Genomic DNA, 16040 nt, shown 5'->3' with positions numbered 1-16040 from the left:
TATCATGGACGAAACCAATGGTGATTTCGGGCCGTTTACGGGTCAAGTTTTTGTGGGCGACCAAGGTCAAAGTAACATTATGCGGGTAGTTCTCGAAAAAGTAAAAGGAGAATACCAAGGTGCCTCTATTGGTTTCCGCAGTGGATTTCAGTCGGGCGTTTTGCGAATGACTTTCGCCAAAGACGGCTCTATGTTTGTGGGGGAAACCAACCGTGGTTGGGGTTCGGCAGGCGATGCCAATCAAGGGTTACAGCGTTTGGTTTGGAACGGTAAGATGCCATTTGAAATGTACACGGTAAAGGCCATGCCTGATGGTTTTGAAATCGAATTTACGTTGCCAGTGGATCGTAAATCAGCCGAAGACCTTGACTCTTATAAAGTGAGCAGCTACCTCTACAAACACTATCCAGTTTACGGCAGTCCTCAGATTGATACAAAAGATGTGACGGTTAAAGGCGTAAAATTGTCGGAAGATGGTAAAAAAGTAAGAATCGTTCTGGACGGTATGCGTCAGTATTTTGTTCATAAAATTCAACTTGAAGGGGTGCGCGCGGCTGGTAATTATTGGTCATTGGTCCATCCAGATGCTTATTACACGCTCAATAACATTCCTGACGGTGAGAAATTGAAAGTTTCAGAATTGAAAACGACACGTTCGGGTAAAGTAAAAGCAACGGTTTCAACCCCCGTAAAAGAACACGTTTCTCCTGACGGGAAAGGAAAAGAACCTGCACCTGCTTCAACCAAAACGGCCACGGCAAAAAAAGCCCCAACTTGGGAAGAAGTTAAACCGCTTTTGGCAAAAAACACCTGTCTTGCTTGTCACGCAACCGACAAAAAAGTGGTAGGGCCGTCGTATATAGATGTGGCAAAGCGTAAATACAGCGATGCAAAAATCGTCGAATTGATTTATGCCCCGAAGCCTGAAAACTGGCCAGATTATGCCACACCCATGCCTGCTATGCCGCAAGTTCCAAAAGGAGATGCCTTAAAAATTGCCGCTTGGATTAATTCTTTGTCAAAAAAATAATTTCGATTTTGGTATGTAGCAGAACCAGCTTTCTGAACTTTTGCTTCAACTACATACTAATTTAATTGACCGTTTTCGTATAATTTTAAGTAAAGACCAGTGAATTTGGGTTCACTGGTCTTTCTGTATTCAAAAAATGACAATTATACTTGGGACAAATTCTCAAAATCCTACCCCATCTTAGCCATGACGATTCAACCCCTCATTGACCATTTTGAGACCTATCTACCTGTTAATGAAAGTGATAAAGTTTTTTTAGAAAGCCGAGTCATTCAGCGTTCAGTTAAGCGGCGTCAGTTTATTTTGCAAGAAGGTTTTCCTTGTAAACACTATACGTTCATAATAAGTGGTTGTTTCAAAATGTTTGGCGTAGATACCAAAGGAGCCGAACATAACATTCAATTTGCAATTGAAAATGATTGGATTGCCGATATTGGCAGTTTTCATTCAGGAAAGCCGAGCAAGTTATTCATCGAAGCCATCGAACCCGCCGTCATTCTGCAAATCGAACAACAGGATTTGTATTTTCTCTACAACAATATCCCTAAACTCAATCAAATCTTTAAGGTCATTGTTGAAAACAAGTATGTAGAATTGCAAAATCGGGTATTGCAAAATATCAGCTCTACGGCTTTGGAACGGTATTTGGCTTTTCAGGAACAATACCCCACGCTTGCTTTACGGTTACCCAATACCCAAATTGCTTCCTACTTGGGCATTACTCCAGAATTTTTAAGCAAAATTCGGAAAGATATCGCTACTGAAAGCGTTAACCTTAAACTATCTTAAGGCTCTTTCTTAAAGTAGTTTATTGGTGGCTTCCGACAATTGGTCGGACCTTTGCATGGTCAATTAAACAATACAAGACCATAGTATTTGGTGATTTGCACGAATTTGGAGCGCTGGGTAAAACCGGCACTTTAGCCGAAGCCCCAAAAAAGTTTAGGCGATACCACCTTTATTTACTTTTAAACAATCAATTATGAAAATCACGACAATTGTGCTACCCTATGTTTTGTTTTATGAATCTCGTTTTTAGTCAATACCCAAACCTCCGTGGATGAATTGGTGAAAGAGTAAGAATGCGCCAAAGCCTACACCAGAGAATACCTCAATACAAGTTATGTATTTTTCCTATATAGGGGTCATGTTGTGTTTCTTGAAAATTTTGGGGCGGTTTAGGCAAGTGTTGTTCCTTTTTTAAAGAACTAAGATGATTGATTCTAAGGATACTAATGTACAATTACAATAAAATTTAAAAGGCTATGAAAGATTTCAATTGTGTATTCATTAGCGGCTTAATGCTGCTTTCCATTGATTTGTTAGCTCAAAGTATCAAGCTAACCCCAAACAATCTTGTAGCCAATCAGGTGTATATGTCTGTCGAAAGGCTGGAGGGCAAAGAGGCATTAAAAATCATCAAAGATTCTACCATAAAAGCCGTTGACGAAGCTACGTTTGTAAAAGTCAAAGACATTGATTTCCAAGATGGAACAATTGAAGTAAAGGTACTGAGCCGTTTGTTGAAAACTGCTCGCCCTTCCGACCGTGGATTTATCGGCATAGCCTTCAGAATCAATGAACAAAATTCTGCTTTTGAATGCATTTATATTCGCCCCACCAATGGCCGAGCCGACGACCAAGTACGCCGCAATCATTCTATCCAATACTTTGCTTTCCCTGATTTCAAATTTGACCGTCTACGAAAAGAGTTTCCCGAAAAATACGAATCGTATGCCGATATGGGGCTTAATGAGTGGATAAAAATGAAAATTGTAGTGAAAGGCAAACAAGCCAAATTGTTTTTGAATGACAACAAACAGCCTTCCTTGGTAGTGAACGATTTAAAATTGGGAGAAAACACCGCAGGAGCATTAGGCTTATTTGTTGACGTAGGCACCGAAGGCTATTTCAGGGATTTGATGGTTACAAAACCATAGGTTTTGGCGTAGAAAATTCGGAAAAATCGTCGCCATTTTCAGGGTCAACGCAGGGGTGTATCATCAATTCTAATGGAACTGATGGCAATGATTCTTTTCACATCGCTTTGGCGAGGGCATCTCACCAACATTCTAAATTTTCAACTTTTACGGTTGGGGGCTGCCACCGAAACGCATTGCATCCAATCATCTTTTGTATAGAGTTACTCAATAATTTTCATTATTATTTATACTTTGATTCTTATACAAGTTTTATTTACTAATATGGTTGATTGTAGACCAATTTAGCGGTTTAGAAAATACCCCAAAAAAGTATAGTTAAACCTCCGTTTTATGAGACTGATTGCGCACCACAAAAACAGCCTCTAAACCGCAAGTTTTGTCCTCAAAAAGCAGGCAGAAACTTGCCCAAGGAATATCACCTCACCCAACGATAAATCCAGAACAAACATCTTGACACTCAGCGCTACCAAAGGTTTCGTTCAATCGTAATGATTACGGGCACCTTCATTGTTTGGCTTTCAGCCACTACAAATGCTTAGTTATCCGTGGCTGTATTTTTCTCCATCATCTTGATTTTCAACTCTTTCATTACCTGTCTCACAAATTTATCCTTGTCTTTCTTGGCTTCTTTAATTGTCTCTTTTATGTCAGCAGGCATAGTGAAATACTTGTCTGACCAAATATAAATTTCCATAATTATTGGCAATAAGTCAATTCCTTTTGGGGTCAGTCTGTACAAAATTTTAGCCTTACTGTCGGGGTGGGCTGATTTTTCAATTATGCCATTTTCTTCAAGCCCTTTCAGTCTTGACGCTAAAATATTGGTGGCAATACCTTCTGCCGAGTTTAGAAAATCTTTATAAGTACATTTTTTAAAAAACATTAAATCCCTAATAATAAGCAACGACCATTTGTCGCCAAATATGTCAAGTGAGTTACTCAATGGACAATCAGACCTTTTTTTATTCGTTTCCATAAAATATTTCAAAAATTAACTTGCATTTTGAAAGTTGTTTGTATATTTGCACTTGCAATTTGCAAGTAAATTTACAGATTAAAAAATGAAACTAATAAAAATGAAAAAGAATATTTTAGTAACGGGAGCATCTTCGGGCTTTGGTTTGCTGCTTGCAAACGAGCTTCACAAAAAAGGCTACAATGTAATTGGTACGAGCCGCAACCCCGAAAAAACGCAATCGGTTGTGCCCTTCAAAATGTTGGCATTGGACATTACCGATGAGAATTCTATCCAATCTTTTGGCAAACAACTTTTCAGCGAAATCAAACAATTAGATGTTTTGATAAACAATGCAGGCTTTTATTTGTCAGGCCTTGCCGAAGAAACCACTATTGAGCAAGGCAAGCAACAATTGGATACCAACTTCTGGGGAACCGTTAGGCTAACCAATGAGCTATTGCCCTATTTTAGAAAACAGCGTTTCGGTAAGATAATTACTGTAGGTTCAATCATGGGGTTAATCAGTCTTCCAGGCGGCGCTTACTATGCGGCATCCAAGCACGCATTGGAAGGGTATTTCAAAGCGCTGCGCTTTGAACTGAATGAATTCAATATAAAAGTAAGTATGGTAGAGCCAGTAGGTTTCAAAACCAATATCGTTACAAACTCAAAAGTTGCAGAAAATAAAATAAGTGATTACGATACCTATCGCACAACGCTTAAAGATTATACAAGAGATTTATTTTCAAAGTCAGAAGAGCCAACTGCTGTTGTTGAAACGCTGTTGAAATTAGTTGAAAATGAAAACCCTAAATTTAATCATCCCGTGGGCAAAGGGTCTTCGTTATTCCCTGCAATACAGTATTTTTCATTTAAAACCTTTGAAAAATCTGTAACTAAAAACATCAATAAGTTTAAGAAATAAGCAATGAAAGCCTACACAATAAACAGATACAGTAAGGAAGATGCCTTACAACTTGTTGATTTGCCCGAGCCGATTATAAATGAAAATGAGGTTTTGGTAGAAATTCATTCGGCAAGTGTCAATCAGTTGGATGCCAAAATTAAATCGGGCGAGTTTAAGCTGTTGCTTCCGTACAAATTTCCTTTGATTTTAGGGCATGATGTGGCCGGAATAATAACCAAAGTCGGCTCAAAAGTTAGACAGTTCAAAGTTGGTGATGAAGTGTTTGCCCGACCTGCCGATTTTAAAATTGGCACATTTGCAGAATACATTGCTATCAAGGAGAACGATGTAGCATTAAAACCCAAAAACATTTCAATGGAACAAGCGGCTTCCATTCCATTGGTCGCTTTAACGGTTTGGCAAGCGTTTGTTGAAAAAGCAAATCTCAAAAAAGGTCAAAAAGTATTTATACAAGCAGGTTCGGGTGGTGTCGGAACGATTGCTATTCAGTTGGCAAAACATTTGGGTGCGACTGTCGCCACCACAACAAGTGCCGATAATTTTGATTTAGTCAAAAGTCTTGGTGCTGATATTGTGATTGATTACAAAACACAGGATTTTGAAACGATACTCAACGATTACGATTTGGTGTTGAATAGCCAGGACGGAAAAACGCTTGAAAAGTCCATGAACATATTGAAGTCAGGCGGAAAAGTTATTTCTATTTCTGGTCCGCCCGATGCTACTTTCGCAAAAGAACTTGGATTGTCTTGGTTTTTGAAAACAGCATTTTTCTTTTTGAGCAGAAAGGTGAAAAAGCAAGCGAAAAAACTTAATGTGGATTATTCCTTTTTGTTTATGCAAGCTAACGGAAAACAATTATCCGAAATTAGTTTGTTGATTGATGCAGGTGTTATTCACCCAATTGTCGACAAGGTTTTTCCATTTCAACAAACAAACGAAGCAATGACTTATGTAGCAAGTGGTCGTGCCAAAGGGAAAGTCGTTGTCAAAGTCAAGTAGTTTGTCAGCCCGATAAAACTACCAGCTCACAGGATTATCTTTCTTACATTTAAGAAATAAGTGGAGGTAGCGAGATTTTGCTCACCCGTTATGAATTTATTTTTTCAGGGCTTTACTGTGCTCTGCTACGTTGAGCATCGTGTCAACATAAATCTCACTTTCATTTTCTTTAAGATACATAAGTAGCTCACGATGAGCAGGTAGTGAAACATTCAACGAATGCTCTCCTCCTACACCATGAAACAAGAAAACCAGTAATTTCCCCTCATTTTGGGCTTGCTTAACAAGTTTTATGAGTTGTTCGCCCGTTTCGCCATTAATCATGTAAGAGTCGAAATCATAAGGATTTATTTCATCAATTTTTTGCATACGAGCACGTACGGCTCTGGCGCCAGCAAGGTCTTTTTTGAGGTCGTCCATAAACTCCACTCCGCCCACTTTGGTATCGCCGCAGGTAAAAGCAAACGTCCGTTGTTTTTTTCCGTCCACCGATTCTAGCAGGGTATTGGTCTGGCGAATTTCGTCGGTGATGCGTTTGAGCGAGTACTTGCTGAGGTCATTTTCAGGATTCACCCACGACCGCCCCGAGAGTGACGCATCACAAGGATGAAACAGGGTATGATTGCCAAGTTCGTGCCCCCGCTCGGCAGCTCGTTTCCAGTCATTGAGTCGATTTTTGAATCCTGGAAATGACCCTGTTATATAAAACGTTCCTTTCAAATTAAGGGAGTCGAGCAAGGTAACTGCGTGGTCAAGATGCACATTGAGGGCATCATCGTAGGTTAGTACAACGGCGCATTTTTTGCCTTTCCAAGGCTTGGTCTCGTCCAATGCTTCGCCATCTGTTCTAAAAGGAGAAGCGGGCAAACCATCGGCATTGATTAGATTGGGATTAATGGGATTGTCTGCCCAAGCGTATCGCACGTATTTCGGATTTTTGACTTCATTTGACGAAACAATGATTTTATTATCCTCAATTTTGGCATCTGCCCACACAAATTTTTTATCGAAACTTGCCACCGAAAAATCACTCAACTTCTCTCCATCATTGGTCGAAAGCCCTTTGCCGACGTGGTCAAATTCGAGGATAATTCTATCATTTTCAATGATTTGTTTCTTAAATATAGGGCCAGATGATTCTACTTTTTCGCCATAAATCAGATTGGAAGCGGCAATTGCCAACCTATCACCCACACTTTTTTTATTATCGGGATGAATATCATTCCATTCCCCCAAATCAATGGCTACAACCAAAGCTGTATTGGATGATTTTAGAGCCGCGTGTAGTTGGGCTTCACGCAGTTTTGCCCAATCACTTTCAGATGGTAAGTAGTTGTAATCCATGAAATTAGGCAACTGTACAAACAAAAATGGCAAGTTCGGATTCCTAAAATTCTGCCTTAAATTATTGATTTGAGCCACCTGCAAAGCTTCGTAACCAGCGGGTCTGCCTGCATTTGACTCGCCCTGATACCACAATACTCCTTTAATATTAAGATTTTCAGCAGGGGCAACCATCGCATTATACAGAGCCGTTGGTTGGTTCTGCGCTACGATACCACCACCAAAACCAAAATTTCGAGGACGATAGACTTCCCCTACTTTGTATTCCCAAGTGCCTTTTAGGTCGAGTGTTTGTCCATTTGCCTCAATCATATAAGGTTTATCGGGCACAAAACCGCCCTTACCAGCGGTATTGCTCACTTTTATGACAAATAAATTTTTACCTTCTTTCAAAACCCCTTGTGGTAAATTGTAACGACGTTGTGGATATTGATACGTAGTTTGTGCTACTTTCTTTCCGTTGATGTACAATTCGTCGGCGTCCACAATCCTGCCCAAGTGTACTTTGGCAGTGGTTTCGGTCATGTTTTTGGGAATAATGATTTCTTTTTTGTACCAAACCGAACCATTCAAATCTTTCAAGCCTTGGTCTTCCCAATAGCCTGGAATATTGATGGGTCGCCAATGTTGCGACTTTGAATCGGGTGAAAACCATTTTTCGGTCATTCCCAAATCAATCGGTACATATCTTGGGGCTGCATTTGTGAAATTGGGGCGATTGGCCCGATTGACCGAAGCCGTATCTTTATTCTTGGCAATTGTATTAACTAATTCAGGGAAATTCTGAAAACCCGATTCCGAAATCCATGCCTCAATGGGTGTGCCACCCACACTGGCGTTTATAAGCCCAATTGGAACTTTATATTTTTCATAAATATTTCGAGCAAAAAAATAGGCAACCGCCGAAAACCGACCCACATCTTTTGGATTGGCGGATTTCCAAGCTACAACGTCGCTTATATCACTTTGTTTGCCTACCAAATTTGTTCGAGTTGGGATAAATAAATGCCTGATTTCTGGATAATTGGCCGTTTCAATGTCTTTGGCATAGGTGATGTTGTGAATATCCATTTGATGCACCATGTTTGATTGTCCAATACACAAAAACACATCACCAAAGGCTATATTTTTGATGCTGATTTCGTTTTGGCCTTTCAAAATCATTTCGTAGCCCGTCCCAGCCGATTGTGGCGGAAGCTCAATTTCCCATTTTCCGTTGTCGGCGGTCGTAGTTTTGAATGATTTTTTGTTGAAATTCAGCACAATTTTCTCTTTTGGCGCGGCCCAACCCCAAACTTTGAGAGGTTGATCTCGTTGCAAAACCATGTTGTCTGAAATCAGCTTGGGCAAACGGATTTGGGTTTGGGCCGCTACGGAAAGGCCCAGAAAAAAGGCAAAAATCAAGAAAGGCTTCATTGTTAATAATAAAAGTTGAAAGAAATGAGCATTGGCTAACTCACTTTGACTTTTGGGGAACTTTCAAAATGGCATCGAAAGCTGGTTTGGGTTGTTTATTTCTATCCCAGAGTAGGGGATAATTGGTACGATTTGGAATCGGATAATCGTTTTTCCACGACATTCCATCATGGATACCCCACATAGTTACGCGGTCAATTTTGTCTCTTTTACGGTAAAATATCTCAAAAAGCTGGGCATATCTATCCGCTAAAGCCTTCTGCACCGAATCGGGTAGGCCGTTGGGGTAAGGGTCTAAGAACGTTTTAAATTCTTCGTTTTGAAACTGTTTATCGCTCATGCCCTGTCCAATAATCTGTCCTTCTTTGGTGAGCGGCAGCACGTCCACGTCCAACTCTGTAATCATCACCTTCAAGCCCAATGCCGCATAAGCATCAATGGCGGCTTCGATATACTCGGTTTTGGGATAGTTTAATCCCCAATGCCCTTGTATGCCAATACCGTCAATTCTGATGCCTTCTTTTTGTAACATTTTTACCATCTTGACAATCCCATCCCGCTTCGACGGCCGCCAAGCATTAAAATCGTTGTAGTACAATTCGGTGTTGGGGGCGTATTGGGCGGCGTATTTGAACGACAATTTTACCAGTTCGTCGCCATCTCCAATGCCTTTTACCCACGTAGTGGGCCGATAACTCCCGTCGTCGTCAATGACTTCGTTTACCACGTCCCAAGCTTGTACTTTACCAGCATAGCGGCCTGCTACGGTTTTAATATGCTCTTGCAAACGCTCGGCAACGGCTTCTTTCGATTTTGGTTTACCATTTTCTTCCTGAAAAAACCACGCAGGGGTTTGATTATGCCAAACCAGCGTATGACCGATGATGAACATATTGTTTTTCTTTCCAAACTCAACGTACGCATCGGCCGGCTCATATTTAAAAACTCCAGGTTGCGGATTAATAAGCCCCGCTTTCATAGAATTTTCGAGGGTGATGGTATTAAATTGCTTTACTACGATTTCTTGAGAGGCCTTATCTCGTCCCGAAACGATGGCGTCATTGACCGCTACCCCCATTTTAAAGGCATCTTTATAGGCTTCTTTAAGGGTAAGTTGAGCCTCTGAAAAAGTGGCTGTCAGCGTAATAGTGCTAAAAATGAGCCATTGAATACCTTTCTTCATACGTGTACCGTTTATGTTGTTCTGATTTTTTAAAACATTGTTTTAGTATAATTCTCCCATTACCCATACGGCTCTATGGTCTGAATTTTGCCTTCGGCATCATGTTTAAGTTCGGTTATTTTTATACTCCGTAGGTGCGTAATGCCCTCGGAAAGGCTCGAATCGTGGTAAAAAAGATACCATTTTCCATCTACTTCACAAATAGAATGGTGGGATGTCCAACCTACCACAGGTTCTAAAATTCTACCAATATAAGTGAATGGCCCATAAGGATTCTCACCAATAGCGTAACAAATAAAGTGAGTATCGCCCGTAGAATACGAGAAATAGTATTTGCCTTGATAGTAGTGCATCCATGATGCCTCAAAAAAGCGTCGGTCGTTATCGCCAGCCAAAAGGGGTTCTCCGTTCTCATCCAAAATGACTAAGTCTCTTGGTTCTTCGGCAAATTGAAGCAAGTCATCGGTCAGTTTTGCTACTTTAGCGCACAAAGCGGGTTCATTATCCGCAGGTAGGTGAGCCACGGGGCTTTCGGGTTCTGTGGCATTAAACTTGCCTTCTCGCCAGCGCTGCAACTGCCCGCCCCACAATCCGCCAAAATACATATAATAAACACCATCAGCGTCTTTAAAAACGGCAGGGTCTATCGAAAAACTGTCTTTAATTGGCTCAGGTTGAGGTATAAAAGGACCCACGGGTGAATCACTGATAGCCACGCCAATTCTGAAAATTCCCTCGTAATCTTTAGCAGGAAAAAACAAATAGTATTTGCCGTTCTTTTCGTGGGCATCGGGTGCCCACATTTGACGTTCGGCCCACGGCACATCGTTTACGTGCAAGGCTACGCCATTATCAACCGCTTCGCTCGTGATGGAATCCATCGAAATGACGTGGTAATCTTCCATGGCAAAATGGCTTCCCAAGTCATCGAAGGCTTCGCCAGCGTCCACATCGTGCGATGGATAAATGTAGATTTTGCCGTTGAATACGTGCGCCGATGGGTCGGCGGTATAAATGTGCCGGACAAGCGGTTGAGAAATCGCTCGGCGGTTTAAGTCTTCAAAATCAATGTGTTGTATGCTATCTTCTGGCATTGTTTGAGCTATTTTAATGATGGGTTATTTTCTTCTTTCCTTCAATTCCGCTTCCAACTGCAATTCCATTTTCTTGTTTATCTCATAGAATGCCAAGAGCCCCACGGCAAGCAAAAAAGGGATAGCCGGAAATATACTTACCAGCATTTTGATGCCATTGATGGTTTCGGCCGACTGTGCCAGCTCGGTTTTAGGTTGATAATTAAATACCCCTAAAATCAGAGTCAGCAATGAACTTCCGATGCTCAAACCACCCTTCAAACCCACCATCATGGCTGAAAAAATAATGGCCGTAGCGCGGCGGTTGTTTTTCCATTCGGAGTAGTCGGCTACGTCGGCAATCATGGTCCAAAGTATGGGTGTGCTGATGCCATAAAAAAACATGTGTAGAATCTGAGAGCCAAACATAAGCCCCACGGATTGAGGCGGATAAAAATAAAACAGAACGATGAAAATGGTAGAAACAAACAGCGAAGCCCCGAAAACGTTTCTTTTACCATAGGTATCTGCCAACTTTTTGGAAAGCATGATGCCAATCAACCCAATCAATATTCCGCCGCCGTTAAACACGCCCAATCCCATCGAGATGTCATTTTCAAAAGCCGGCAAAAATGACTTCATCGGTTCCAAGAAAGCGGTAAGCTGCACTTTGTCTACATAGTTTTCAAAATAATAGACATAAGAACCGCCCTTCATAGCTAAGGTAATAAACACCAAAGTGGTGACAGTCAACATGATAATCCACGGGATATTCTTAAATAAATCGCCAAGGTCTTCTTTCAACGACGATTTTTGTTCGGGTTTAGGAACAATGCGCTCTTTGGTAGTAAAGAAAGTAATCAAAAGCATAAGCGTACCAATAATGGCCAAAATGGTCATTACCTTTTCTATCCCTACAGCTTTGTTGCCATCACCCGCTTTTAGGATAAGATTGTACATAAATACCTGTACAAAAAACTGAGAAAACATCACCGCTACGAAACGATAAGCAGACATGCTGTTTCGCTCTGCCATGTCGCCCGTAATGACGCCGCTCAGTGCCGAATAGGGTAAATTGTTGGCGGCATACAGCAACAACAACAAACTGTACGTAATGACGGCATAAATTACCTTTCCTTGGTAAGAAAAATCGGGCGTACTGAATGCCAATAAGGCCGTAACCCCTAGTGGCACGGCCGTCCAAAGTATCCACGGCCTGAATTTTCCCCACCGGGTAGTTGTTCGGTCGGCGATTGCCCCCATCAAGGGGTTGAATACAAAGGCCGCAAATAAGCCTACGAAGAGGGTGACCAAGGTGGCATCTTCGGTTTTTAAGCCGTAAATGTCGGTATAGAAATAAGCCAAATAGGTAACCAGCGTCTGAAAAACCAAATTAGCGGCCAAGTCGCCGAGGCTGTAACCGATTTTCTCAAGAACGGATAGTTTTTGTGAGGTTTGGTTCATTAAAAGGAGATTTAGGAAGATTGAAAAAAGTTGTAACACAGAGTTGCACAGAGGTTAAAACCCACAGAGTTTCACTGAGATATTTTATACTTTGTGGAACTCTGTGCAATACTCGGTGTACGTCCGTGTCATAAAAACATTGTCGCCTTATTTTGCCGCTTTTAGCTCCAATACTGACTTATATGCTAATTTCGGCTTAAATTCTCGGTCAAAAAGCAATGGGTAATTGGTCCTTCCTCTGATGGGAAAACCGTTCAGCCACGAATGCCCATCGTTTACCCCCCAAAAAGTCACCCGGCTAATTTTGTCCTTGTGTTTAAGAAATAGTTTGAAAAGATCTTCGTATTTCTGCGCCAAAGTGACCTGCACCGAATCAGGCAGTCCAGTCGTGTAAGGATTCATTTTAGGGCTTCCTTCAAAGTTTTGATTTACATCGGCTCCTCGCAAATCCCAAGGATTTGGCAAAACGGTAAGGTCGAGTTCGGTAAAGGCTATCTTTATTCCTAATTGAGAAAACTCAACGATAGCGTCTTCAATCACTTTGAGGTTCAGGGTGTTGATACTCCAGTGTCCCTGTATGCCCACTCCGTCTATTTTTGTGCCGCTTGCTTGTAGTTTTTTGATGAGTTCGATTGCTCCTTTGCGCTTAGCGGGTTGTTCGATGTTGTAATCGTTGTAGTACAACGCGGCTTTGGGGTCGGCTTTGGCCACCAGTTCGAAGGCTTCTTTGAGGTAGCCTTCTCCCAACTTGTTGAGGAATACTGATTTGCGAAGGGTGCCATCTTCATTAAGGGCTTCATTGACTACATCCCAGCTGTTAATTTTTCCTGCGTACCTACCCGCCACGGTTTTGATGTGCTCGGTCATAAACAAACGCACCGAATCAGGGCTATTAATTTTACTCACAAAACGGGGCAATTGCGAGTGCCAAACCAAGGTATGCCCCACGATGTACATGTTGTTTTTCTGACCGTATTCGACAAATTTATCGGCCAAACCAAAGTTATAACGGTTCCATTCGGGGTGTATCACCTCCGATTTCATGATGTTTTCGGCGGTAATGGCGTTGAATTCCCGCTTAATGAGCTGGTTAGCCGTTTCATTTCTTTCCTCAATGTGTGAGGTGCCCAGCGCCGTCCCTATCAGGAAATCCTTTTGATAGGCTGACTTCAGGGAGGTCTGACTGTAAGCAGAATAACTCATTCCCAAAGCAATTGCCGCCCAAGAAAGTGATTTTAGTCGATTTTGACGTCTCATAATGAATTGATTAGTAAATATTTTTTTGAAATTAAAATTCAGTCGAATTCTGCAAAAATTCGAACAGATTTTCGTGCCCCAAACCACCTAAAAAAACTAAAAGTACCATTTAATTGACGGTTGTTAGAGCAATTAAATGGCACCATTTCCTTACTGCTTGGCAAGCTTCATCTCACCACGCTCATTCTTTAAAACTATTTCTTTGTCAGAAACCAACTCGCCGGTGTAGCTTATTTTACGGTCGCCAATAGAAACGCTAAACGAAATCTTTTTGTCATCAACAGTACCTTCCTCAATGGGGGACTCTCCTCTTTGAGTTTTCCAAATTCCTGTTAATTTTTTGCCTTCTACCTTAAAGGTGTAGTTTACTTCAAAAGTGCCGTTTGGGGTTTCACGGCTGCCTTTCCAGTTGCCATCAATTGGATTTTGTGCAAATGCCACTAAGCTGGCAATTGATAAGAATAAAGAAAAAAATAACGTTTTCATTGTGAAAAATTGGGGGTTTTGTTTGAACATTTATTTAAAAAGTAACTGCGAAAATTCGAACAAATCGTGTCGCCAAACGGGCCACGAATGCCCGCCAGCATACTCGCTGTATTTGTATTTAATGCCCATTTCGTCAAACTTTTTCATCATGATTTGGCAATTTTGATGGGCAATATCCTCTTTACCCCCCATCGAAATCCAAAGATTTTTCAGGTTACCATTGATGGTTGACGCATTATTTTTCATGAACTCATACTGTGGGTCAGAGAGCTTGGGGTTATTTGCCCACCATCCCGAACTGAACACGCCCAACGACGAGAACATAGACGTATTTTTAATGCCTGCATAAAGCGTTTGCAAACCTCCCATCGAAAGACCTGCCAAGGCTCGGTTTTTGGCATCGGTCTCTACCCGAAAATTGCTTTCTATGAATGGAATGGCGGCATTTTTGAGTTCGTTTTCAAATGCTCTGAGTTGAGGTTCGCCAAAGCCAGCCACTCCGCCACCGTTGCCATAAAAATTACCATCAAGCATGGCAATAATCATCGGCTTGGCTTTTTGTTCAGCAATAAGATTATCCAAAATGATGTCGGTACGGCCTTGCATTGCCCAGCCGCGTTGGTCTTCGCCGCCACCGTGCAGCAGGTACAAAACAGGATATTTTTCGCTTGATTTATCATAGCCTGGTGGCGTATAAACGTACATTTCGCGCCAGGTGTTGGTGGCTTTGGAGAAATACTTTTTGATGCGAATGTCGCCGTGCGGAACCTCTTTCAACGCATAAAAACCGCCTTCTTTATACGGAATTTCAATGCCGCTTGCCATGCGTCCCATGCCGTAGAAAGTTTCACTGGCGGGATCGGCAACGGCTACGCCATCAATGACTAAAGAATAATAGTGAAACCCTCGGCTGATAACGTCAGTAGTAACGTTCCAGAAGCCCGCCGTGTCTTTCACCATGTCGTATTTTTTACTCAAATCCACCTGAACTTTTTGAGCATCAGGGGCTTTTACTTTGAAAATCACTCGGTTATCGGGTAAAATTTGAGGATATTTGGCATTGCGAACATTGGAAGAAGCGGGCGTTCCCAACACCGTGTATTGTTCTAATGAGGTATTATCGACGGGTTTGAACAAAAACTGAGAGAACATGTACAAACCGTTTTTCCAAACTTTAAAATCGTGCCCGCCCGCTTCCAAATAATAAATGTGCGGAACGTCGTTTTGGTACAGATAATCGTGGGTGCGTTTGCTGAATCCAATGAGTCCGTCGGCATCGCCGCACGAAATAAAGAGCAGTCTTAATTTTTGCTTGGCAGCTTCTATATCTGGCACCAATTCCTGCGGCACTTTGGTATTGGGGGCCGAAGAAAATCCGCCCACCCACGAGAATTTATCCAAATTTCCCAAACCAAAATTAAGCGACTGACCGCCACCCATCGAAAGACCAGCGATGGCACGATTGTCTTTGTCGGTGAGCGTAGGGTATTTTTTTTCAATAAAAGGAATCAGGTCGTTCAACAGGTCTTTTTCGAACGTGGCAAAGGCCTGAACTTTGTCGGGTGCCATGATATTGCCCGTGGCACGGTCGTCTTTCATGGCGCGGCCATTGGGCATTACTACAATCATGGGTTGTATTTTACCCTCGGCGTAGAGATTGTCCAAAATGTTTTGGGGACTTGCGCCTTTGAACCATTCTTTTTCATCACCACCGATGCCATGCAACAGATAAAACACGGGGTATTTTTTCTTTTTGTCGAAACCCGGAGGCGTGTAAACCAACGTTTTACGAATCGTTCCCACCGTTTTGGAATCATACTGCACCGTATCAATTTTGCCTTTTGGTATGCCCATTTTTTCCTGTTCATAGCCTTTGGGCATTTCTTTTTCCATTTTTTGCGCGAAAGCCATAAAACTGCCCAAAAGAAGGAACACAATTATTGAATTTTTCATCAT

The 16040-nt window shown here is 41.7% G+C and carries 13 protein-coding genes; 5 read left to right on the top strand and 8 right to left on the bottom strand.

What is annotated here, in order from left to right; all coding sequences use genetic code 11:
• The 3 genes from NCI00_RS28155 to NCI00_RS28145 form a co-directional block, all read left to right on the top strand.
• A partial coding sequence (locus tag NCI00_RS28155; RefSeq protein ID WP_374758876.1) for a c-type cytochrome occupies window positions 1-1030 on the top strand: 1030 nt, incomplete at its 5' end.
• A 186-nt stretch (window positions 1031-1216) separates the two neighbouring features.
• Window positions 1217-1819 (top strand): Crp/Fnr family transcriptional regulator, encoded by a 603-nt coding sequence (locus NCI00_RS28150; protein WP_253533157.1) that lies wholly within the window; start codon window positions 1217-1219, stop codon window positions 1817-1819.
• Window positions 1820-2295: 476 nt separating this feature from the next.
• Window positions 2296-2970, top strand: a complete 675-nt coding sequence (locus tag NCI00_RS28145; RefSeq protein ID WP_253533156.1) for a 3-keto-alpha-glucoside-1,2-lyase-like domain-containing protein — start codon at window positions 2296-2298, stop codon at window positions 2968-2970.
• A 538-nt stretch (window positions 2971-3508) separates the two neighbouring features.
• Here NCI00_RS28145 and NCI00_RS28140 read toward each other — a convergent pair.
• Entirely contained in the window at window positions 3509-3949 is a 441-nt protein-coding gene (locus tag NCI00_RS28140; RefSeq protein ID WP_253533155.1) for a winged helix-turn-helix transcriptional regulator, read from the bottom strand.
• An 85-nt stretch (window positions 3950-4034) separates the two neighbouring features.
• Here NCI00_RS28140 and NCI00_RS28135 point away from each other — a divergent pair, with 85 nt between their 5' ends.
• Window positions 4035-4856 (top strand): SDR family NAD(P)-dependent oxidoreductase, encoded by an 822-nt coding sequence (locus NCI00_RS28135; RefSeq protein WP_310586797.1) that lies wholly within the window; start codon window positions 4035-4037, stop codon window positions 4854-4856.
• A 3-nt stretch (window positions 4857-4859) separates the two neighbouring features.
• Complete coding sequence (locus NCI00_RS28130; protein ID WP_253533153.1) at window positions 4860-5861, top strand: NADP-dependent oxidoreductase; 1002 nt, start codon at window positions 4860-4862, stop codon at window positions 5859-5861.
• A gap of 96 nt (window positions 5862-5957) precedes the next feature.
• Here NCI00_RS28130 and NCI00_RS28125 read toward each other — a convergent pair whose 3' ends face one another.
• The 7 genes from NCI00_RS28125 to NCI00_RS28095 form a co-directional block, all read right to left on the bottom strand.
• Window positions 5958-8621 (bottom strand): sialate O-acetylesterase, encoded by a 2664-nt coding sequence (locus NCI00_RS28125; RefSeq protein ID WP_253533151.1) that lies wholly within the window; start codon window positions 8619-8621, stop codon window positions 5958-5960.
• 40 nt (window positions 8622-8661) lie between these two features.
• Window positions 8662-9804: an endo-1,4-beta-xylanase gene (locus NCI00_RS28120; RefSeq protein WP_253533150.1), complete on the bottom strand. Its 1143-nt coding sequence runs from the start codon at window positions 9802-9804 to the stop codon at window positions 8662-8664.
• A 59-nt stretch (window positions 9805-9863) separates the two neighbouring features.
• Window positions 9864-10898, bottom strand: coding sequence for a glycoside hydrolase family 43 protein (locus tag NCI00_RS28115; protein ID WP_253533149.1), 1035 nt, complete (start codon window positions 10896-10898; stop codon window positions 9864-9866).
• 24 nt (window positions 10899-10922) lie between these two features.
• A complete protein-coding gene (locus NCI00_RS28110; RefSeq protein ID WP_253533148.1) occupies window positions 10923-12341 on the bottom strand; it encodes an MFS transporter in 1419 nt (472 codons plus the stop codon).
• 147 nt (window positions 12342-12488) lie between these two features.
• On the bottom strand, window positions 12489-13598 hold the full coding sequence (locus tag NCI00_RS28105; RefSeq protein ID WP_253533147.1) for an endo-1,4-beta-xylanase: 1110 nt from the start codon (window positions 13596-13598) through the stop codon (window positions 12489-12491).
• A 150-nt stretch (window positions 13599-13748) separates the two neighbouring features.
• On the bottom strand, window positions 13749-14084 hold the full coding sequence (locus NCI00_RS28100; protein ID WP_253533146.1) for a hypothetical protein: 336 nt from the start codon (window positions 14082-14084) through the stop codon (window positions 13749-13751).
• 30 nt (window positions 14085-14114) lie between these two features.
• Window positions 14115-16040 carry an alpha/beta hydrolase-fold protein gene (locus NCI00_RS28095; protein WP_374758875.1) on the bottom strand — a complete coding sequence of 642 codons (1926 nt, stop codon included), beginning with the start codon at window positions 16038-16040 and terminating at the stop codon, window positions 14115-14117.

It is taken from the genome of Runella salmonicolor (assembly GCF_024158025.1).
GTDB lineage: Bacteria > Bacteroidota > Bacteroidia > Cytophagales > Spirosomataceae > Runella > Runella salmonicolor.
Note: the sequence above shows the minus strand (reverse complement) of the source record. Positions and strands in the feature narration are given on the sequence as shown.

Bases quoted from the DNA above. Each gene is read 5' to 3' on its own strand.
- NCI00_RS28120 (WP_253533150.1), bottom strand. From the start codon at position 9,804: ATGAAGAAAGGTATTCAATGGCTCATTTTTAGCACTATTACGCTGACA.
- NCI00_RS28145 (WP_253533156.1), top strand. From the start codon at position 2,296: ATGAAAGATTTCAATTGTGTATTCATTAGCGGCTTAATGCTGCTTTCC.
- NCI00_RS28115 (WP_253533149.1), bottom strand. From the start codon at position 10,898: ATGCCAGAAGATAGCATACAACACATTGATTTTGAAGACTTAAACCGC.
- NCI00_RS28095 (WP_374758875.1), bottom strand. From the start codon at position 16,040: ATGATGAAAAATTCAATAATTGTGTTCCTTCTTTTGGGCAGTTTTATG.
- NCI00_RS28150 (WP_253533157.1), top strand. From the start codon at position 1,217: ATGACGATTCAACCCCTCATTGACCATTTTGAGACCTATCTACCTGTT.
- NCI00_RS28130 (WP_253533153.1), top strand. From the start codon at position 4,860: ATGAAAGCCTACACAATAAACAGATACAGTAAGGAAGATGCCTTACAA.
- NCI00_RS28105 (WP_253533147.1), bottom strand. From the start codon at position 13,598: ATGAGACGTCAAAATCGACTAAAATCACTTTCTTGGGCGGCAATTGCT.
- NCI00_RS28110 (WP_253533148.1), bottom strand. From the start codon at position 12,341: ATGAACCAAACCTCACAAAAACTATCCGTTCTTGAGAAAATCGGTTAC.
- NCI00_RS28100 (WP_253533146.1), bottom strand. From the start codon at position 14,084: ATGAAAACGTTATTTTTTTCTTTATTCTTATCAATTGCCAGCTTAGTG.
- NCI00_RS28140 (WP_253533155.1), bottom strand. From the start codon at position 3,949: ATGGAAACGAATAAAAAAAGGTCTGATTGTCCATTGAGTAACTCACTT.
- NCI00_RS28125 (WP_253533151.1), bottom strand. From the start codon at position 8,621: ATGAAGCCTTTCTTGATTTTTGCCTTTTTTCTGGGCCTTTCCGTAGCG.
- NCI00_RS28135 (WP_310586797.1), top strand. From the start codon at position 4,035: ATGAAACTAATAAAAATGAAAAAGAATATTTTAGTAACGGGAGCATCT.